This is a genomic window from Streptomyces sp. NPDC090088 (assembly GCF_044747345.1).
Classification (GTDB): domain Bacteria; phylum Actinomycetota; class Actinomycetes; order Streptomycetales; family Streptomycetaceae; genus Streptomyces.
In genome coordinates this window covers 1285884-1304944 of the sequence record NZ_JBIVDZ010000001.1, presented here as the reverse complement: position 1 = coordinate 1304944, position 19061 = coordinate 1285884, and the positions used below count along the sequence as shown (strand labels likewise).

Below are 19061 nucleotides of genomic sequence, written 5' to 3'. Positions count from 1 at the left end.
TTCAGGCAAGCATGGGGTGCTCGGAGTGGTCGGGTCGGCGGCCGGAGGCGTAGAGGCGTTGCGCACCGGTCTGGTTGAGCCCGCGATGGGGCGCGGCTGGCAGGTGGCTGTCACTCTGACGCCGACCGCTGGCCAGTGGCTACGGATGAGCGGCGAGGTCGAGCAGTTGGAGAAGTTGACCGGCCTACCCGTGCGCGATGAACCGCGCCTTCCTGGCGAGGCACGACCGCACCCACCGGTTGACTGCTACGTGGTAGCCCCCGCGTCGGCCAACATGGTGGCCAAGCTCGCCACGGGCCTGATGGACAACCAGGCACTAACCCAGGTGGGCGAGGCGATTGGCACCCTCGGGTTGCCCGTCGTCGTCTTCCCTCGGGTGAACGCGGCGCACGCCCGCCACCCGGCGTGGCAGAACCACATCGACACTCTCCGGGCGGGGGGCGTGCGCATCGTCTACGGCCTGGAGGTGTGGCCGCTGTACGAACCGCGCGAGGCGCCGGCGGGCCGTGAGCTGCCGTGGGGGGCAGTGCTTGATGCCGTGGACGAAGCGACCCGATGACGAGTCGTCAACCATCCTGACCTGCAAGGAAAGAGGACCCGGACACTCTGTCCGGGTCCTCTGCCGTTCACGGCTACATGCTCATTGGCATGCCAGGGATCAATGAGCGAAGCGGCGAGCTGAAATGCGTGACTCCTGCTGAACTCGCTTTGATCAAAGCGAGTTTGAGGGACGTGCGCCTCAGGGTCGAACGACTACTGAGGCGCACGGATGAACTCACGGCGACGGTGGAGTCTCGCTACCCACAAGCCGCTCAAGCCGGTCAAGCCGCTCACCGAGCAACCGGAGAGCGTCATGAATCGTGCTGAGCTCTGTAGCCAGGGCCGCGAAGGCAGGGCTGCTGCCAGGCTCAGTACCGAGGGGTGTCGCTGGGTCGCGGACGAACGTCCCGCGCCCCTGCTGGGTAAGGATCAACCCCTCGTCACGGAGTTGGCCGTAGGCGCTCTGAACAGTCATGAGCTGCACGCCAAGTTCCTTGGCAAGCGCGCGGGCTGCTGGAAGCCGATCCCCCGCGCCGTACTCGCGATCGGGGCCCGTGATCTTGTCGCGGAACTGCGCCGCAATCTCCTTGGCCGTCGGCGTGGGCTTGGGCACTTCGGGGCTCTGATCCATGCCCCCGAGAGTAACCGGACCTAGGTCAATCTCACGCTGTTCTGTCGCACCCTCTTGACAGTTCAGATTGACCCAGGTCAATCTGAACTCACGCCGGAGCGAGCCCCCAAAAGGGCTTCACCGGCCGTGTTGGCAAGCGCTTGACCTGCACGAATGCAAAGGGCGGGGACGCTGCAATCCCGCTAAAGGCCAGGTGGAACAGGGCTTCGGCCCGTACTGGCGAGGTGGCCCGGTGACCGCGAGCAACGGCCGGCGTGTGGGGACACAGTCCCCCTTGCAGTGCGTTTTCCCTGTTCAGCGGTCTGAAGGAGTGGCAGTGAGTCGACGAAAGCGTTGGGCGCGGCCGTGATCGACCGGTATGGCGGCGCCGTTCTATCCCTGGTTCGTGAGCACCTCGGGGTGCTGCGGACGACCGGTCATCTTCCACCGTTTCGCGGCGGCTAGCGCCGCGCCGGTTGCCTCTTCCCGCCCGTGCGGAGCGCGCCTGGTGCGCGGGTCCGTCCGGGCGGGGTGGGGGGAGCCGGAGTCTCACGGCCCCACCACAAGAGCGGTCCCCGGGTCGCACCCCGGGGACCGCGTGCAGGCACCTGGTTGGAGGACCTGTGGTCACCAGTCTGACAGACGCGGAGCGGGCGGAACTTGCTCGTAAGGCCGCGCAGGCGAACAAGCGCAGCGAGGACAACGCCCGTGTGCGGGGCGGTCGTTGATGGCCGACTCGGAGCACGAGAAGACGAAGGATCCCCTTCCGCAGCGCCCTCGCGGGCCGCACCCGTACCTGGTCGGTCACACGGCCGGGTGCGCCGGGTTCGAGGGGATGCGCTGATGGCGACGGACCCGAAGGCCTGGCGCTTGGAGGCGAGTGCGGACGCGTGGGCCGCCGACCTCGGCCGGCAGGACCCCGCTCCGGCCGCGGCTGAGCTGGCCTGGCAGCAGCAGGAGATCCGCACCGCCTACGAGGACGCGGCTCACCTGACCGAGCAGCCCCGGTAACACCCGCTCGCCTACAGCCCCGGCATTCAGCCGTGAGGGCGCCGGATCGAATCCGGCCCGGGGCGCGCAGTACCCAGTCACTCAACCCGGAAGGAGCCCGACATGGGCAAGAACTTCAGCTGGACCGCGAAGGTCGACGGCAAGACGGTCGCTGACGGAACGTCCAGCGGCGCCGACGACCACACCGCGGACCGCGTCGAACAGGAGGCGTCGCTCAACGTGTCCCTGGCGGCTGGGGTCCCCCGCGGCAAGGTCGACGTCACCGTGACGGAGCGGAAGAGCAACCGGCAGCAGGTCGCCGAAGCCCGCGCCGCCCACAACGGCCGCTGACCGGCTGCCCGATCCGCCGGTCCTGTACCGGTCATCAGCCCCGGCACCGCCGTGATGGCGCGGGATCGAATCCCGCCCGGGGCGCTCTCCCCTTGCCGCGCTGCGGCCCGGGGTTCTTCCCGGGGCGGTCGCCGTCTCACCACACGCCTGCGACCGCTCCGGCTCTCCCGTCCCTCCGACTCAGGAGCCCTTATGCGCACGTACATCGGCCCGCATCAGGCCGTCTCCCCGTACGACTTCGTCGAGCTGGCCCTTGGTACCCCGGTTGAGCTGTGGCTCGGGGTCGAGGGCGAGTCCAGCGCGGAGCGCGCGGCCCGCGAGGACGCGGCGCGCGACATCCTCGCCGACGACCCCGGCCTTCCCGACGGTCTGATCCGCATCGCGGCGCAGGTCATCGAGGAGAACCCGGACCTGTTCGACGTCGTCCCGCTGCCCCGCCCCGCCCGGCGGCGCCGCGCGGCCCGCAAGGGGGTGGCCGCGTGACCACCACAACGCTCGCCCCCGAGGCGCCCGCGTCCGGGGTGCCGCCGCTCACGAAGCCCGAGATGGGGCTTGCCGGCGTCGGCGCGCTCGCCGCGGCCGGCGTCGGCGCGCTCGGTCTGATCTCCTCCTTCGACGCCGTGTCGGCTGCCGCGCTGCGCTGGGGCTTTCACGCTCCGTGGATGCTGCCGGTCGGGATCGACGTGGCCATCCCGGTGTTCACCGTGGCCAACCTGCTGTTGATCCGGATGGACATGGCGCTGGCGTGGGTGCGGTTCGTGCCCTGGGCGCTCACGCTCATCACGTGCGGGCTGAACGTCGCGGCCGGAGTGGGCATGTGGGCCAAGGTCGCGCACGGCACCATGCCGCTGCTGTGGGTGGTGTTCTCGGAGATCGGGGCGCACATCTACGCGGTGCGGATCGGCGCGGCCACCGGCCGGCGTATGGAGAAGATCCGGTTCTCTCGCTGGCTGCTCGCCTTCCCTTCCACCTTCGCGCTGTGGCGCCGCATGACGCTGTGGGAGATCACCTCCTACTCCGAGGCGCTGGCCCGGGAGAAGGAACGGCAGTTGGCCCGCGCGGACCTGCGCGAGCGCTACGGCCGTGGGTGGCGCTCGAAGACCCCGCGGCGCGAGCGCGTGATGCTGCGCATGGGCGACCTGGCCCCCGCCACCGAGCAGGAGACACCCGCACCGCCCGCGGCGGACAACCCGCCGACGCCGGTCAACTCCACCCCGCGCCCGCGCCGCCGGACTCCCGCCAAGGGCAAGGCCAAGGCACAGCGCACCTTCGAGGAGGCGCTGACCGAGGCGCGCACGGCCACCGCAGGGTGGACCGAGGCGGAGCTGACCGCGGAACGTCTGCGGACCACGCTGCGTGTCTCGCAGGCCAACGCCCGCAAGCTGCGCGAGCAGTTGAAGGCGGAGCGCGCCGACGGCCGTCCGCTGTACTCCGTGGACGACGCGGAGGGCGACGGCACGGCGGCTGAGGCTGCCTGATGTTCGCCAAGTGCTTCGACCCGACCGGCGCGCGGCACGGGCTGCCCACCTACCCGTGGCGCTGCGCCCCCGACGGACTCGCCACCAAACGGCAGTTACGGGCCCGCGGCTTAAGGCCTGGCGGGCAGTCGGTCGCGGCGCAGGTGCTGCGTCCGCGCTACCGGCGCGGCCCGCTGGTCGCCTACCTCTACCGCGTCGACCGCTCCAAGCCTGTCCGGCCGATGACACCGAGCAAGTGGGCCGCGCTCGCCAAGGCGAACGAGGCTCGCCGCACCTGTCCCGCGTGCCGACTCGACGCCGGATACGTCATCCCGACCTCGCTCGGCATGTGCGTGCCCTGCGCCTACCCCGAGGAACAGCGCGCCGCCTGAACTGCACATCACCAACCGGCGGTGCCCGTCCGTCACCTCCCCCAGCGACGGCCGGACCCTGCCTCCTGCCCATTCCTCTGAAGGAGTACAGGCGTGAGCCTGAAATGGATCACTGATCTGTTCCGCGGCTCGGGCGGCTCGCTCCATCAGCCGCTTCCCGCCGACTCGGCACGGTTCGTCTGCCTGTCAGGCAGCAAGTTCGGCGTCCACGGCGTGATCCCGGCGTCCCACGCCCGCTTCACGATCAGCCGACGCCGGGCATGGGGACACGACGTCCGCACCTACCCGACCACCGCCCGGGACGGCAGCCCGTTCACGGCCGTCTACACCCGCGTCGCCTACGCCGACGACCTCGGCCTTGAAGTCCTGGTCACTGTCTTCGAGTTCCCCACGGGCAGCGCACTCCCGCCCGGCATGTAAGCAGACGGACCCGGCCGCCCACCTCCTACAGCGACGGCCGGACCCGCTCTCCCTCACACCCGTAAGTGGAAGGACATTCAGTGAAGCACCCCGACGACGACAAGGAACTCTTCAACTGGCTCGAAGCCGAGATGACGGCCGACGAAATCCATGTCGTCGACAACGGCCGTGACCTCGAAGCGTTGCGCGACCTCGACTCCCGCGTGGTCGACCTCGACAAGGCGCGGTCGGCCCGTTCGGAGTCGGCCGACCCGAGCACCCGACCCGGCTCCGACCCGTCGGCTGACTCCGGCGCCGGTGGGTCGGGTGCCGAGTCGGGCGACCCGACCGCGCGCGTGATAGTCGACCAGCCGACCCCGACCGCGACCGCGACGGGTCCGGGCTACCTCGGTCGGCTGCTCGGTGCCCAGCGCCGTGCGGTCGTTCCTGCGTGGCTGCGGTCGAAGGCGGAGCTGCGGACCGCCGCCGCGTGGGTGGCCCGCCACTACGCCCATTCGGTCGGCTATCACGCCCTGCGCTCCCCGGTCTACGCCGCCCGCCTCACCCTCCAAGCCCCGACGGGCGCCGCCCGGTTCGTGGGCGGCACGGTGCGGTGGGTGGCCGACCGCGAGGGCGAACCGGTCCGGCTCGCCGCGGTCCGCCGCGAGGACGCGGCGGAGTACCTGAAGCTGTCACGGCAGCGTGACGGACGGGTCCGGCTGCGCACCCTGGTGGCCGTGCTCGGCATGTTCGTCGGGCTCGGCTCCGCGCTCGCCCTGTACGTGCTCGCCCCCGACTGGCTTCAGGCCGTGTCCGTCGGCACGGTCGTGATGGCGCTCGGGTTCGCCGGCCGCCGCGCGGACGCCCCGGTCATCCAGCGCGCGGTGGAACTGCCCAAGGCCGTCAAGCTCACCAGTGACATCGTGCTGCGCGCTCTCGGCGCGCTGGGGATTCCGGCGATCAACCAGGCGCAGGGCAAGGGCCGGGACGGGTTCGAGTTCACCGCGCCGATCACCCGCGACGGGCCCGGCTGGCGTGCGGAGGGCAACCTCCCCTACGGCGTCACGGTCACCGACGTCATCGAGCGGCGCGACCGGCTCGCTTCCGGCCTGCGCCGCCCGCTGGGGTGCGTGTGGCCCGAGGCGGTACCCAACGAGCACACCGGGCACCTCGTGCTGTGGGTGGGGGACCAGGACATGTCCCGCGCCAAACAGCCCACGTGGCCGCTGCTCAAGTCGGGTTCGGTGGACCTGTTCAAGCCGGTCGCCTACGGCACCGACCAGCGCGGACGCTGGGTCGAAGCGACCCTGATGTACATCGCGGGCGTGATCGGCGCCATCCCGCGCATGGGCAAGACGTTCCTGCTGCGTCTGCTGCTGCTCATCGCGGCCCTGGACCCGCGGGCGGAACTGCACACCTACGACATGAAGGGCACCGGCGACCTCGACCCGGTCGGCGACGCCGTCTCCCACCGGCACGCCGCGGGCGACGACGACGAGTCCATCACCTACTGCCTCAACGACTTCCGGGCGCTGCGCGAGGAACTGCGGCGCCGTACCAAGGTGATCCGCTCGCTTCCGCGGGACGTCTGCCCGGAGTCGAAGGTGACCAGCCAGCTTGCCGACAAGCGCTCCCTGGGTCTGCACCCGATCGTGATCGGGGTGGACGAGTGCCAGGTGCTGTTCGAGCACCCCGAGCACGCCAAGGAGTTCGAGGAGATCGCCACCGACCTGGTCAAGCGCGGTCCGGCCACCGGCATCGTGCTCCTGCTCGCCACCCAGCGCCCGGACGCCAAGGCACTCCCGACGGGTATCTCCGCGAACGCGTCCGCCCGGTGGTGCCTGAAGGTCATGGGCCAGCTCGAAAACGACATGGTCCTCGGCACGTCCGCGTACAAGCGCGGGGTCCGGGCGACCATGTTCGCCTGGGGTGACAAGGGCATCCACTACTTCGTCGGTGAAGGCTCCGACGCCCGGATCGTGCGCTCCGTCTACGTCGACGGCCAGGGCGCCGACGCCATCGGCGCCCGCGCCCGCCGCCTGCGCGAGGAAGCCGGAACCCTGTCCGGGCACGCGCTCGGGGAGGCACCCGAGCCGGTCACCAGCGCGTACGACCTGCTGCGCGACATCCTCGCCGTGGTGCCGGCCGACGAGCCCAAGGCATGGTCCGAGACCGTCGCCGCCCGGCTCGCCGAACTGCGGCCGGAGGTCTACGACGGCTGGGACCCCGAAGGGCTCGCCGCGGCCCTCAAGCCGCACGGCGTGACCACGATCCAGGTGGGGCGCCGGGTGAAGGGCAAGGTCGTCAACCGGCGCGGTATCGACCGCTCCCACATCACCACCGCGATTGCGGAGCGTGACGGAAAGCGGGACGCGGGCTGAGACTCCGGGGCCGCTAGCACTAGCGGCACACCCCGCTAACGTTAGCGGCCCCGCTAGCGCCCCAAACCCACTCTGATCTGGCCGCTAGCGGATAGCGGCCCACCTGCGGAAACCCCTGAAACCCGCCCCGGAGGGCCCGTCATGACCCCCGTCCTGCTCGCTATCACCCTGATTCTCGGTATAACGCTGTGTTACGTCGCGGTGTGTGCTGCCTCGCCGTTCGGCAACTGCCGCAAGTGCAACGGCTGGGGCTTCCAGATGAAGACCGACCGCAAGGGCCGCCAGAAGCGCGGCAAGGACTGCCGCCGCTGCCAGGCCACCGGCAAGCGCATCCGCATCGGCCGCTGGCTCTACAACCGGTGGGCCCGGATCTACCGCGCCGGCGCCTCCTGAGCGCAGGACAGACGACCGTCCGCCATGAGACGGACCCCGCTCCTAGCTGGAGCCAGGCGGGCACGGTCGCCGGTCAGCGCCCCGAGCTTGCCAGCACCCGGGACGCCCGGAGCGTATCCACCCGTCCACCCCGCCCGAAAGCGAGTTTCGCCGTGCCCTTGACCATCTCCGCCGTGCTGCTGTTCGGCGCCGCGTCCGCGTTCGCCGTCAAGACCAAGTCCGCCGGGGGCGGCGCCGCCCTGGTGCTGTTCCTGTTCGGGTTCTTCGCCGCCGGGACCGGCGCGTACGAGCCCATCCACAACCTCGTGCAGGCGTCCGCCGACGCCCTGTCCGCCCTCGGCAACTAGGAAGGCACGCCGTGAACGAACCCGCCCTGTACGGCCGCGACGAGCACGTGCCGACGGCCGTGCAAGTCCACCACCCCACCCCGGTCACCCCCGCGCACACGGCGCCGCTCATGCCCGTGCAGCGCGGCGCCATCCCGGCGGTGGCGAGCGTCATCCTGCCCGACGGCCGGGTCATCACCGGCTACGCGATGGAGCCCGCCAAACCCGAACCCGTCGCCGCCAAGCCGGCCGTCTCCCGTGCAGCGGTGAACATCGCGCTCGGGGGCATCGGGTTCGCCGCGGTGTGCGGCGGACTGTTCCTGCTGACCACGTTCATCGCCGTACTTACCGCGCTCATCCACCAGCTCATCGTCCTCGCCGCCGTCATCTTCGGGGGCTGGGTGGCCGTGCAGGTGTTCAGCGCGAGCGGCCACCGGGGCGGGACCACGGTCAACATCCGCAAGGCCGTCATCAAGCGGAACAAGTTCTACAGCTAGCTACGCCCGGGGCGGGCGCCGTCTCACCACAAGCCTGCGCCCGCCCCGGTCCTCCCGTCCCTCCAAGAGACCAGGAGAACCCCCAGCATGACCCAACCGACCGACATCCGGCGAGTACCGGTCGTGTCCCGGCCCTTCAGGGTTGTGGACGCGTTCCCGGCCAGGAGCGACCCAGAGAGCATCGTTGAACTGTTCCGCGGACCTGGTGGCTGGGCAGAGGGCCTGCGCATGCTCGGCCTGGCCGACATCGGCCTGGAATGGGACACCGCGGCGTGCAGGACCGCGCACGCCGCCGGCCACGCGACCATTCAGACCGACGTGGCCGCCTACCCGACCGGTCCGTTCATAGACCGCGTCACCGGGCTCATCGCGTCGCCGCCGTGCCAGGCCTGGTCCCGTGCCGGGAAGCGCGGCGGGCTCGCCGATCAGGCGCTCGTGCACCAGGCCGTTCACGACCTCGCCCATGGCCGCGACTCCCGCGCCGAGCTCCTCGCTCAGTGCAAGGACGCGCGGTCCCTGCTCGCCGCTGAGCCGATGCGCTGGCTGCACGGCCTGCGCCCCGAGTGGGTGTGCCTGGAGGAAGTCCCCGACGTCCTCCCGCTATGGAAGCAGTACGCCCTGTGCCTCCAGCAGTGGGGCTACAGCACCTGGTGCGGTGTCCTCAACGCCGCCGACTTCGGGGTGCCGCAGACCCGGAAGCGGGCCATCCTGATCGCGTCCCGCATGCGGCCCGTGACGGCGCCCGCGCCCACGCACGCCAAGGACCCGGCGCGCGACCTGTTCGGTGACTGCCTCCAGCCGTGGGTGTCCATGGCGGACGCCCTCGGCTGGGGCGCCACCGACCGCGTCGCCCCCACCGTCACGGCAGGCGGCGGCAAGACAGGCGGTGCCGAACCCTTCCCGTCTCAGGCGCGGCAGGCGCTCCTTGACGCGCAGGGCAGGGGGGCGTGGGTGCTGCACACCAACCGCAATCAGCAGCCCGACGGCAGTCGGCAGACCACTGACCCGCATGGCGCGCCCGCCCCGGCGTTTACCGCGAAGGCGGGCGGCCAGTGGGTGCTGAAGCGCCCCGCCACCACGGTCTGTGCTACCGGCCGGATCGCCCCGCCCGGCCACCGCAACCGTGAGACGGGCGGCGAGTCCCAGTTCGCCAGCCCCGACACCGTCCGCATCACCGTCGCCGAGGCGGCTGTACTCCAGTCATTCCGGCCGGACTACCCGTTCCACGGCACCAAGACCAAGCAGTTCGAGCAGATAGGCAACGCTGTGCCGCCACTGCTCGCCGCACACATCGTCTCCGTGCCAACCGGCATCCCGGTTCGACCGGCCTTGAGGACGGCGGCATGAGCGAGCACCTGTTGCGGTCCGCCCTCGACGCGGCCGCCCGCGGCTGGCACGTCTTCCCCCTGCGCCCGGGAACCAAGCGCCCCGCGCTGCACGGGGAAGCCATCTGCCCCCGCACCGGCCACTGCGCCGACGGGCACGCGAAGTGGGAGCAGCGCGCCACCACCGACCCCGCCCGCATCCGCGCCGCCTGGTCGGCCGGCACGTTCAACATCGGCATCGCCACGGGCCCGTCCGGGCTGGTCGTCGTCGACCTCGACATGCCCAAGACCAACAGCAGTGCGGACGCGCCTAACGGCGCGACGACCTTTGAGGCGCTCTGCGAGCGCGCCGGACACGCCGTCCCGGACACCTACCGGGTGCGGACCGCGAGCGGCGGCACGCACCTGTACTTCACCGCCCCCGACGGCGCCCGGCTGGCCAACACGGCAGGAACCATCGGCGAGTTGGTCGACACCCGCGCATGGGGCGGCTACGTCGTCGCCGCGGGCAGCACCACCGACACCGGACCGTACGAAGCCGTGAGCGGCCCTGTGGCGGCCCCGCTGCCCGAATGGCTACAAACCATCCTGAAACCCTCCCCTGCGCGCTCTATGGGGCCGCTGAGGCTCCCTGCGGTCGACGGGAGCCGCGCGGCCCTGTCCGCACTCGAAGCCGAGTGCGCCGTCGTATCCGCGGCACCGGACAAGCAGCGCAACACCATCCTCAACCGGTGCGCCTTCAAGGTGGGGCGCTTCGTCGCATGGGGCGACATCCCCCGGCACGTGGTCGAAGAGGCCTTCCAAGGGGCGGGCCAGGCGCGGGGGCTCACCGCGGCCGAGTGCCGCGCCACGATCCGCAGCGCCCTGGACAGCTCCATCCGCAAGGCCCGGCCCCGGGAGGCGGCATGAACGCCCCCGCCCGCGCCCCCTTGGAAGGCCAACCCCCCGCCAACGGGGCGCAGGTCGCCGAACTCGCCGCGCCCGCACCGGCCGTGGGCGTCCCGAAGAGTGTCGCCGAAGGCGTCCGAAGTGCTCTTGGTACTGACCCGCACGGCGACGACGGGCGCCGCCCCATCGCGTGGCTGCACATCAACGCGCCTGGTCACGGCGCCATCCCCACGGCCACGTCATGGTGCGCGTGCGGACGCGACCGCTCCGCCGTCGGCATCCGCCGCGTGCTCGCGCTCGCCGCTGATCACGACGCGCACCGCACCACCTGCCTGTTGCGCAACTCCCAGGAAGGACGGGCCGCATGACCGACCAGACCCCCGCCCCGCCCACCATCGACGGCGCCGCGCTCCTCAACGAGGTGGAAGCCTTCCACCGGCGCTTCAACGTCTTCCCCACCGAGGCCGCCTACGTCGCCGTCACCCTGTGGGACGCGCACGCTCACCTGCTCGACTGCTTCGAGTCCACCCCCCGCCTCGCCTTCCTCAGCCCCGAACCCGGCTCCGGGAAGTCACGGGCGCTGGAGATCGTGGAAACCCTCGTGCCCAACCCCATGGCCGCGGTCGACGCGTCCGCCGCCGCCCTGTTCCGCGCGGTCTCCGGGGTCGACGGCAAGCGGCCCACGATCCTGTTCGACGAGATCGACACCATCTTCGGCCCCAAGGCCGGAGAGAACGAACAGCTCCGCGGGTTCATCAACGCCGGACACCGACGCGGCAAGCCGATGTACCGGTGCGTCGGCGACGGCGCCAACCAGACCGTGCAGGCCTTCCCCTCCTACACCGCCGTCGCCGTCGCCGGTCTCGGCTCCCTGCCCGACACGATCCTGACCCGCTCGGTCATCATCCGCATGCGCCGGCGAGCCCGGAACGAGAAGGCGGAGCCCTACCGCTCCCGCATCCACGAGAAGGAGGGCTTCGCCCTGCGCGACCGGCTCGCCGCATGGGCCGAAGCCGCCGGCGGGTTCGTCATGGGCGCGTGGCCGGAGATGCCCGAAGGTGTCACCGACCGGCCGGCGGACGTGTGGGAACCGCTGCTCGCCGTCGCGGACGCCGTCGGGGGCAACTGGCCCCGGCGCGCCCGCGAAGCCTGCACCGAACTGGTCAAGGCCTCCCAGGCCAACGACAAGGGCAGCATCGGCATCCGCCTGCTCACCGACCTGCGCGACCACGTGATGGTGGGCGTCGACCGGCTGCCCACCATCGCCGTCCTCGACCGGCTCAACGCCCTCGACGACGCCCCGTGGGCCGACCTCGACGGCAAGGCGCTCGACAACCGGCGCCTGTCGAAGATGCTCGCCCAGTACGTCACCGCGGAGGGAACCCCCGTCGCCTCCCGGAACATCCGCACGGCCGGCGGGGTCCTCAAGGGCTACTACAGCGAAGACCTCGAAGACGCGTGGGCCCGCTACTGCCCGCCGCCGTCCCCGTAGGTCCGCTACAGCCGCTACAGCCGCTACACCCCAGGTCAAAGGCACATTTCCTGTAGCGGCAGGCACCCGATGTAGCGGCTACGGCCACACCCCCGCACAGCGCCGTAGCCGCTACATCCCGCACGTCCGCTACACAAAAACCCCCGCTGACCTGCGATGTAGCGGCGTAGCGGATGTAGCGGACTTCCCAGAAGGGGTGCACCCCAACGGGCGACAAGGAGAGTCATGCGACCGGATACAGCCCGCATCCCGTCCCTCATTGATTCCACCCTTCGCGGCGGGCTCCCTGACCGGTACCTCACCCCCGACGACATCGCCGAAATGTTCGAGGTACCGAAAGAGACCGTCTACCAGTGGCGGAAGAAACGCACAGGTCCCCCTGGATTCCGCATAGGCAAGTACGTCCGCTACGACCCCGCCGACGTCCGCGCCTACATCGTCCAGCGCAAGAACGCCGATCAAGAAGCCGCATAGCCGAGCCACTACCGCACAGCAGGGAGAGCCCGCTCCGGCTCTCCCTGCTGTGCGTCGAGAGAGGACCGCCGCCATATGGCTGGCCACATCCAAGACCGCTGGTACAAGACCGAGAAGGACGCAAACGGGAAGGAGGTCAAGGTCAGGAGCGACCGCTACGGCACCGGTCTACGCTACCGGGCCCGGTACATCGGTCCTGACGGCACCGAGAAGTCCAAGAGCTACCCCGACGGTCAGAAGCGGCTCGCCGAGAAGTGGCTCACGAAGACGGAAGCCGACATGGACAGCGGCACCTACGTGGACCCGGCCGCCAGCCGAACGACGTTCGGGCAGTACGCCGAGAAGTGGCTGAGCACCCAGACCACCGACCTGACCACCCGCGAGACGGTGACCTCATCGGTTCGCGGTCACGCGATCCCCTACATCGGGACGCGCCCCCTCGGGTCCTTCAAGCCGGAACACATCCGGGACTGGCTGAGTGCGTTGGAACGGGCCGTACCCGCGTCGTCGTACCGACGGGTGATCTACAACAACGTGTCGACGATCCTCAATGCGGCCGTTGACGACGGCCACCTGTTGAAGAACCCGTGCCACGCGCAGTCCGTACGCCCTCCTGCCCCAGGAACCGGCCGGGTAGTGCCGTGGACGGCTGACCGTGTCTTCGGCATCCGGGAGGCACTGCCGGAGCGCTTCCGCGCGGCGGTCGACCTCGGGGCGGGATGCGGCCTTCGGCAAGGCGAGATCTTCGGGCTACCCGTCGACGAAATCGACTTCGATTCCGGATGGCTGCACATCGTGAACCAGGTCAAGGTGACGACCGGGGGGCTCGTGTTCGGTCCACCGAAGCGGAACAAACTCCGTGACGTTCCCCTGTCCGGTCGAGTGGCGGACGTCCTCCAGAGCCACATGAAGGCGTTTCCGCCAGTCTCGGTCACCCTGCCGTGGCTCCGGAAGGACGGCCGCCTGGTGACGCGACGGCTGCTGTTCGCCCGCCTTGACGGCGCCGGCGCGGTACGGCGAACCGACTTCAACGACCGCGCCTGGAAGCCCGCTCTCGTCGCGGCCGGGGTGATACCGAAGCCGAAGCCGGGCGAGCGTCACCAGGCCGCCCGCGAACACGGCATGCACGCCCTGAGGCACTTCTACGCGTCGGTCCTCTTGAACGCCGGGGAGAACGTCAAAGCGCTGAGCCGCTACCTGGGGCACAACGATCCGGGGTTCACTCTCCGGGTGTACACCCACCTCATGCCGAACAGCGATGCGCGCGCCCGCATGGCCGTGGACCGCCTGTACGGGGTGGCCGATCCGGCGCCGGACGGCCCACAGACGGCCCAGGGGCAGTAAGACAGGGTGAGGCCGACGGTACGCGGCCGTCGGCCCCACTCGTTCAATCGGCGAGAAACCCGCTCTGACCTGCGACTACAGCACCGGCAGGTTCTTGCGCAGTTCGAAGGCGGTGACCTCGGAGCGGTACTCCTCCCACTCCTGCTTCTTGTTGCGCAGGAAGAAGTCGAAGACGTGCTCGCCGAGCGTCTCGGCGACCAGGTCGCTGCGCTCCATGAGGGTGAGGGCCTCGCCGAGGTTCTGCGGGAGGGGCTCGATGCCCATGGCGCGGCGTTCGGCGTCGGAGAGGGCCCAGACGTCGTCCTCGGCGCCCGGCGGGAGCTCGTAGCCCTCTTCGATGCCCTTGAGGCCGGAGGCGAGGAGGAGGGCGTAGGCCAGGTACGGGTTGGCGCCGGAGTCGATGGAGCGGACCTCGACGCGGGCCGAGCCGGTCTTGCCGGGCTTGTACATCGGGACGCGGACCAGCGCGCTGCGGTTGTTGTGGCCCCAGCAGATGTACGAGGGGGCCTCGCCGCCGGCGCCCGCCGTGCGCTCGGAGCCGCCCCAGATGCGCTTGTAGGAGTTCACCCACTGGTTGGTGACCGCCGAGATCTCGGCGGCGTGCTTCAGCAGGCCCGCGATGAAGGACCGGCCGACCTTGGAGAGCTGGAACTCCGCGCCCGACTCGTAGAAGGCGTTGCGGTCGCCCTCGAAGAGGGAGAGGTGGGTGTGCATGCCCGAGCCCGGGTGCTCGGAGAACGGCTTGGGCATGAACGTCGCCTGGACGCCCTGCTCCAGCGCCACCTGCTTCATGACCAGCCGGAACGTCATGATGTTGTCGGCCGTGGAGAGCGCGTCCGCGTACCGCAGGTCGATCTCCTGCTGGCCCGGCGCGCCCTCGTGGTGCGAGAACTCGACCGAGATGCCCATCGACTCCAGCATGGTGATCGCCTGGCGGCGGAAGTCCATGCCGATGTTCTGCGGGGTGTGGTCGAAGTAGCCGGAGTTGTCGGCGGGGGTGGGGCGCGAGCCGTCGAGCGGGCGGTCCTTCAGGAGGAAGAACTCGATCTCGGGGTGGGTGTAGAAGGTGAAGCCGAGGTCCGAGGTGCGGGCCAGGGCGCGCTTGAGGACGTACCGCGGGTCCGCGAAGGACGGCGAGCCGTCGGGCATCAGGATGTCGCAGAACATCCGGGCCGTGCCGGGGGCCTCGGCGCGCCACGGCAGCACCTGGAAGGTGGACGGGTCGGGCTTGGCGATCATGTCGGACTCGTAGACCCGGGCGAAGCCCTCGATCGCCGAGCCGTCGAAACCGATGCCCTCGTCGAAGGCCTGTTCCAGTTCGGCCGGGGCCACGGCGACGGACTTGAGGAAGCCCAGCACGTCCGTGAACCACAGGCGTACGAACCGGATGTCGCGCTCCTCCAAGGTCCGGAGCACGAACTCCTGCTGCTTGTCCATCTTCCGCTTCCCCATCCTTGCTGGTCAGGCCGCCTGCTCCCGGTCCCACGGGAGAGCGGTCGGGCACCCGAGCATCACACCACAACAGCATTTCATGCGCGTTGCGGACCTTGATCGCACCGGCGTCCTCGGCCTGAACGGCTCCCATACGGCAGGTGTACTGCTCTGCCGCCCATCTTGCCTGCTCGCGGCGACATCCGTAATGGCCGATCCCGGTTCCTGGTGACGGACGCCACGGCTCTTAAATTTGAATCTCAGATGCAAGTTTTAATAGCGTGGACACCAGCCGAGCCGTTCGGTCGAGCCACAAGGAGCCCCGATGCTGTCCGAGCCGTCCGCAGCCACCGTCCGCGCCAGCCTTCCCGCCGTCGGCGCGGCCATCGGCGAGATCACCGAGCGTTTCTACGCCCGGCTCTTCGCCGCCCACCCCGACCTGCTGAAGAACCTCTTCAACCGCGGCAACCAGGCCGCCGGCACCCAGCGGCAGGCGCTCGCCGGCTCCATCGCCGCGTTCGCCGCGCACCTGCTGGACCATCCGGACCAGCGGCCCGACGCGATGCTCGGGCGCATCGCCCACAAGCACGCCTCCCTCGGGGTCGCCCCCGAGCAGTACGACGTCGTCCACGAGCACCTCTTCGCCGCCATCGTCGAGGTGCTCGGCGAGGCCGTCACCCCCGAGGTCGCGGCCGCCTGGGACGAGGTCTACTGGCTGATGGCGAACGCGCTCATCGCGATCGAGAAGCGGCTGTACGAGGAGAGCGGCGCGGCCGGGCTCCAGCCGTGGGAGGTCGTGGAGCGGGTCCCGGAGACCGCCGACGTCGTGACCTTCCGAGTGCGGCCGGCGGACGGCGGGGCGGCGGTGCGCGGCTTCCGCGCCGGGCAGTACGTCTCCGTGGGCGTCACCCTTCCCGACGGCGCCCGCCAGATACGCCAGTACAGCCTCTCCGGCGCGCCGGGCGAGTCGGTCCGCCAGTTCAGCGTCAAGGCGGACGGCGAGGTCTCCCGGCACCTGCACGCGCACGTGCGCGAAGGTGACGTCGTGGAGCTGTCGGAGCCGTACGGCGACCTCGTCATCGAGGACGGCGGCGACCGCCCCCTGCTGCTCGCCTCCGCCGGCATCGGCGTGACCCCCATGGTCGCGATGCTGGCCGCGCTCGCGGCCGACGGTCACGACGCCCCGGTGACGGTCGTGCACGGCGACCGCTCCCCCGCGGACCACGCCCTGCGCGCGGACCACGACACCTACGCCGCGAAGCTCCCGGACGCCGCCGTCCACCTCTTCTACGAGCGCGACGCCGAGCCGGGGACACGGACCGGCCTGGTCGACCTCACCGGCATCGACATCGCACCCGGCACCCGCGCGTACCTGTGCGGCCCCCTCCCCTTCATGCGCGCGGTCCGCACCCAGCTGATCGAAAAGGGCGTCTCCCCGGCCGACATCCACTACGAGGTCTTCGGCCCGGACCTCTGGCTGGCGTCCGCTTGAACGCCCCCGAAAGGGGCGCGGGGAACTGCGCGACCAGCCACATCGCACCCGCAGTCGCGCACAGCAGACCGCCGCACCCCCCTAGGCGCTAGACCAACCCCGGCCGCCTGGAAATACCGAGCAGCAGAGCCCCCGTCGGCTCCCCCACCATGTCCGCCACCGTCACCGGGTCCAGCGAGGCGAAGAACGCCTCCTGGGCCCGCCGCAGCGCCCCGCGCAACCGGCACGCCGAGCTGAGCGGGCAGGGCGTGACGCTGGTCGCGGTGCCGTCGCAGTCGACGACGTCACCGTCCCCCTCGAACCTCCGCACCAGCGCCCCCACCGAGGCCGTACGCCCCTTCCCGGTCAGCGTGAGCCCGCCGCCCCGGCCGCGCCGGGCGTCGACCAGCCCGAGGTGCTGCAGTTCGGCGACCACCTTCGCGGCGTGCGTGTACGGCACGTCCATGTCCGCCGCGACCTCGCGGGTCGTCGGGCTGGACTCGCCCGCTACGGCGAGCCGCATCAGGAGACGCAGAGCCAGGTCGGTGGAGCGCAACAGCCTCATGACGGCCAGCGTAGGTAATGCGCATCCGTGATTCAAATTATCGGTTTCCTGTCGATTCGCAGGTCTTTCCAGCTCTTTCCTGTGCCCTCCCTACGACTGGCCCCATCTCCCCCATTACGATCAGCGAGCCCCACCGTCCACGTCCCTTTCCCCCAGAAGGACACATCCCATGGGTTCCGCGAAGAACAAGGCCGCCAGTGCCGAACGCAAGGCGCGCATAGAGCAGATGCGCCGCGCGGAGCAGGCCCGTGAGCGGCGCAACCGGATGCTGACGATCGGCGCGAGCGTCGTGGTCGTGGCCGGTCTCGTCGTCGGCGGTGTGGTGCTCGTCAACTCGCAGTCGGACAAGAGCGACAGCTCCAGTGACGCGAAGGGCAGCTCCGGGGACTCCGGGCACTTCACCACCGGCAGCGACGGCGTGCGGACCTGGTCGGGCAAGCTCTCCCGCACCCATGTCGCGGGGACCGTGAAGTACCCGATGCACCCGCCGGTCGGCGGCAACCACAACCCGGTGTGGCTCAACTGCAACGGCAACGTCTACACCAAGGCCGTGAAGGACGAGAACGCCGTGCACGCGCTCGAACACGGCGCGGTCTGGGTGACGTACACCGACAAGGCGAAGAAGTCGGACGTGGACACGCTGGCGGCGAAGGTGAGGCAGACGCCGTACTCGCTGATGAGCCCGTACACGAACCAGACCTCCCCGATCGAGCTGTCGGCGTGGGGCCACCAGCTGAGCGTGACGAGCGCCGACGACCCGAAGGTCGCGAAGTTCTTCGAGACGTACGTGCAGGGCAAGCAGACCCCGGAGCCGGGCGCCTCCTGCACCGGCGGGACGATGTGACGTGAAGAAGCACATCGGCTGGATCGCCGGGACCACGGCGGCCGTGCTGGTCGCGGCCGGTGCGATCACCTACGCGGTCGCCGAGGACGGCGGCGGCTCCGGCCAGGACGTGCCGAGCGCGGACGGGGCGGACGCGGGGTTCGCGCGGGACATGGCGGTCCACCACCAGCAGGCCGTGGAGATGTCGTACATCGTCCGCGACCGCACGACGAACACGGACGTACGGCGGCTCGCCTACGACATCGCGCAGACGCAGGCCAACCAGCGGGGCATGCTGCTGGGCTGGCTGGACCTGTGGGACCTGCCGAAGGTGTCGGCGAAGCCGCCGATGTCCTGGATGGGCATGGGGGACATGCCCGAGCGCGGGGACGGTTCGCTGATGCCGGGCATGGCGACCGACACGGAGCTGAAGAAGCTCGGGACCCTGAACGGCAAGCAGGCGGAGATCTTCTACCTGCAACTGATGACGGACCACCACAAGGGCGGCATCCACATGGCCGAGGGGTGCGTGGCCAAGTGCACCGTCGAGGTGGAGAAGAACCTCGCGCAGGGCATGGTGGACGCGCAGCAGTCGGAGCTGGCGACGATGAAGCAGATGCTGAAGGAGCGGGGCGCGAAGCCGCGCGACTGAACGGGCGTACAAGCAGGGGGATTTGTCGACTTAACGGCACCGCAAGGGTCTGCCGACAATCGCAATCAATCCGTAACGTTCGGCGCGCGACCGAAAACCGGCCAAAGACCCCCAATAAACGTCCACTTGGGGTTTCCTTGGCTCTTTCATTCCCCTGGCATGAACAGTTCACCGAAAGAGTGACGTCCACCGCGTGATCGATTCACGGGCCGTTCCGCCGCTGGCCTCCTGGTGATCACGCGCGACCGACCACTCCATGC

22 protein-coding genes and 1 pseudogene are annotated in these 19061 nt (G+C 70.2%); 20 read left to right on the top strand and 3 right to left on the bottom strand.

The annotated features are described in order from the left end of the window. Positions 1 to 58: 58 nt before the first annotated feature. Positions 59 to 559 carry a flavoprotein gene (locus ACIPSJ_RS05760; protein WP_401343790.1) on the top strand — a complete coding sequence of 167 codons (501 nt, stop codon included), beginning with the start codon at positions 59 to 61 and terminating at the stop codon, positions 557 to 559. 216 nt (positions 560 to 775) lie between these two features. Here ACIPSJ_RS05760 and ACIPSJ_RS05755 read toward each other — a convergent pair whose 3' ends face one another. After that, a complete protein-coding gene (locus ACIPSJ_RS05755; RefSeq protein WP_401343788.1) occupies positions 776 to 1171 on the bottom strand; it encodes a GntR family transcriptional regulator in 396 nt (131 codons plus the stop codon). 822 nt (positions 1172 to 1993) lie between these two features. Between ACIPSJ_RS05755 and ACIPSJ_RS05750 the strand changes: the two genes are divergently transcribed. The 16 genes and pseudogenes from ACIPSJ_RS05750 to ACIPSJ_RS05675 all read left to right on the top strand — a co-directional run bounded on the left by ACIPSJ_RS05750 (position 1994) and on the right by ACIPSJ_RS05675 (position 13859). After that, positions 1994 to 2161, top strand: coding sequence for a hypothetical protein (locus tag ACIPSJ_RS05750; RefSeq protein WP_401343785.1), 168 nt, complete (start codon positions 1994 to 1996; stop codon positions 2159 to 2161). 102 nt (positions 2162 to 2263) lie between these two features. Next, a complete protein-coding gene (locus tag ACIPSJ_RS05745; protein WP_401343782.1) occupies positions 2264 to 2491 on the top strand; it encodes a hypothetical protein in 228 nt (75 codons plus the stop codon). A gap of 192 nt (positions 2492 to 2683) precedes the next feature. Beyond that, the gene (locus ACIPSJ_RS05740; protein ID WP_401343779.1) at positions 2684 to 2974 is read left to right on the top strand and encodes a hypothetical protein; all 291 of its coding nucleotides are present in this window, start codon (positions 2684 to 2686) and stop codon (positions 2972 to 2974) included. After that, positions 2971 to 3969 carry a DUF2637 domain-containing protein gene (locus ACIPSJ_RS05735; protein WP_401343776.1) on the top strand — a complete coding sequence of 333 codons (999 nt, stop codon included), beginning with the start codon at positions 2971 to 2973 and terminating at the stop codon, positions 3967 to 3969. Before ACIPSJ_RS05740 ends, ACIPSJ_RS05735 begins: the two co-directional genes overlap by 4 nt. After that, positions 3969 to 4340 (top strand): RRQRL motif-containing zinc-binding protein, encoded by a 372-nt coding sequence (locus tag ACIPSJ_RS05730; protein ID WP_401343773.1) that lies wholly within the window; start codon positions 3969 to 3971, stop codon positions 4338 to 4340. Before ACIPSJ_RS05735 ends, ACIPSJ_RS05730 begins: the two co-directional genes overlap by 1 nt. Before the next feature lie 93 nt (positions 4341 to 4433). Next, positions 4434 to 4760, top strand: a complete 327-nt coding sequence (locus ACIPSJ_RS05725; protein ID WP_401343770.1) for a hypothetical protein — start codon at positions 4434 to 4436, stop codon at positions 4758 to 4760. Positions 4761 to 4840: 80 nt separating this feature from the next. Further along, positions 4841 to 7120, top strand: coding sequence for a cell division protein FtsK (locus ACIPSJ_RS05720; RefSeq protein WP_401343767.1), 2280 nt, complete (start codon positions 4841 to 4843; stop codon positions 7118 to 7120). A 141-nt stretch (positions 7121 to 7261) separates the two neighbouring features. Further along, the gene (locus ACIPSJ_RS05715; RefSeq protein WP_401343764.1) at positions 7262 to 7513 is read left to right on the top strand and encodes a hypothetical protein; all 252 of its coding nucleotides are present in this window, start codon (positions 7262 to 7264) and stop codon (positions 7511 to 7513) included. 152 nt (positions 7514 to 7665) lie between these two features. Continuing rightward, positions 7666 to 7860, top strand: a complete 195-nt coding sequence (locus tag ACIPSJ_RS05710) for a hypothetical protein (protein WP_401343761.1) — start codon at positions 7666 to 7668, stop codon at positions 7858 to 7860. 11 nt (positions 7861 to 7871) lie between these two features. After that, positions 7872 to 8336, top strand: a complete 465-nt coding sequence (locus ACIPSJ_RS05705) for a hypothetical protein (RefSeq protein ID WP_401343758.1) — start codon at positions 7872 to 7874, stop codon at positions 8334 to 8336. Between the two features lie 228 nt (positions 8337 to 8564). Next, on the top strand, positions 8565 to 9683 hold the full coding sequence (locus ACIPSJ_RS05700) for a DNA cytosine methyltransferase (RefSeq protein WP_401344586.1): 1119 nt from the start codon (positions 8565 to 8567) through the stop codon (positions 9681 to 9683). Further along, positions 9680 to 10570 carry a bifunctional DNA primase/polymerase gene (locus tag ACIPSJ_RS05695; protein WP_401343755.1) on the top strand — a complete coding sequence of 297 codons (891 nt, stop codon included), beginning with the start codon at positions 9680 to 9682 and terminating at the stop codon, positions 10568 to 10570. Before ACIPSJ_RS05700 ends, ACIPSJ_RS05695 begins: the two co-directional genes overlap by 4 nt. Further along, positions 10567 to 10917 (top strand): hypothetical protein, encoded by a 351-nt coding sequence (locus tag ACIPSJ_RS05690; protein ID WP_401343752.1) that lies wholly within the window; start codon positions 10567 to 10569, stop codon positions 10915 to 10917. The genes ACIPSJ_RS05695 and ACIPSJ_RS05690 overlap by 4 nt, the downstream gene beginning before the upstream one ends. Then, a pseudogene (locus ACIPSJ_RS05685) lies at positions 10914 to 12097 on the top strand (DUF3631 domain-containing protein). Before ACIPSJ_RS05690 ends, ACIPSJ_RS05685 begins: the two are co-directional and overlap by 4 nt. Before the next feature lie 169 nt (positions 12098 to 12266). Then, entirely contained in the window at positions 12267 to 12515 is a 249-nt protein-coding gene (locus ACIPSJ_RS05680) for a helix-turn-helix transcriptional regulator (protein ID WP_401343749.1), read from the top strand. Between the two features lie 75 nt (positions 12516 to 12590). Further along, positions 12591 to 13859, top strand: coding sequence for a tyrosine-type recombinase/integrase (locus ACIPSJ_RS05675; protein WP_401343746.1), 1269 nt, complete (start codon positions 12591 to 12593; stop codon positions 13857 to 13859). A gap of 75 nt (positions 13860 to 13934) precedes the next feature. Here the strand turns inward: ACIPSJ_RS05675 and glnA are convergent, their stop codons facing one another. Further along, positions 13935 to 15296, bottom strand: coding sequence for a type I glutamate--ammonia ligase (gene glnA, locus ACIPSJ_RS05670; RefSeq protein WP_355718820.1), 1362 nt, complete (start codon positions 15294 to 15296; stop codon positions 13935 to 13937). 319 nt (positions 15297 to 15615) lie between these two features. On the opposite strand from glnA, the gene ACIPSJ_RS05665 reads away from it, so the two are divergent. Beyond that, positions 15616 to 16782 carry a globin domain-containing protein gene (locus ACIPSJ_RS05665; protein WP_401343743.1) on the top strand — a complete coding sequence of 389 codons (1167 nt, stop codon included), beginning with the start codon at positions 15616 to 15618 and terminating at the stop codon, positions 16780 to 16782. A gap of 88 nt (positions 16783 to 16870) precedes the next feature. On the opposite strand, the gene ACIPSJ_RS05660 is transcribed toward ACIPSJ_RS05665, so the two are convergent. Beyond that, positions 16871 to 17326, bottom strand: a complete 456-nt coding sequence (locus ACIPSJ_RS05660) for an Rrf2 family transcriptional regulator (protein WP_355718825.1) — start codon at positions 17324 to 17326, stop codon at positions 16871 to 16873. Positions 17327 to 17495: 169 nt separating this feature from the next. On the opposite strand from ACIPSJ_RS05660, the gene ACIPSJ_RS05655 reads away from it, so the two are divergent. Both ACIPSJ_RS05655 and ACIPSJ_RS05650 read left to right on the top strand, forming a co-directional pair. After that, positions 17496 to 18170 (top strand): DUF3105 domain-containing protein, encoded by a 675-nt coding sequence (locus ACIPSJ_RS05655; protein ID WP_401343740.1) that lies wholly within the window; start codon positions 17496 to 17498, stop codon positions 18168 to 18170. A gap of 1 nt (position 18171) precedes the next feature. Then, on the top strand, positions 18172 to 18801 hold the full coding sequence (locus tag ACIPSJ_RS05650; RefSeq protein WP_401343737.1) for a DUF305 domain-containing protein: 630 nt from the start codon (positions 18172 to 18174) through the stop codon (positions 18799 to 18801). Positions 18802 to 19061: the final 260 nt, after the last annotated feature.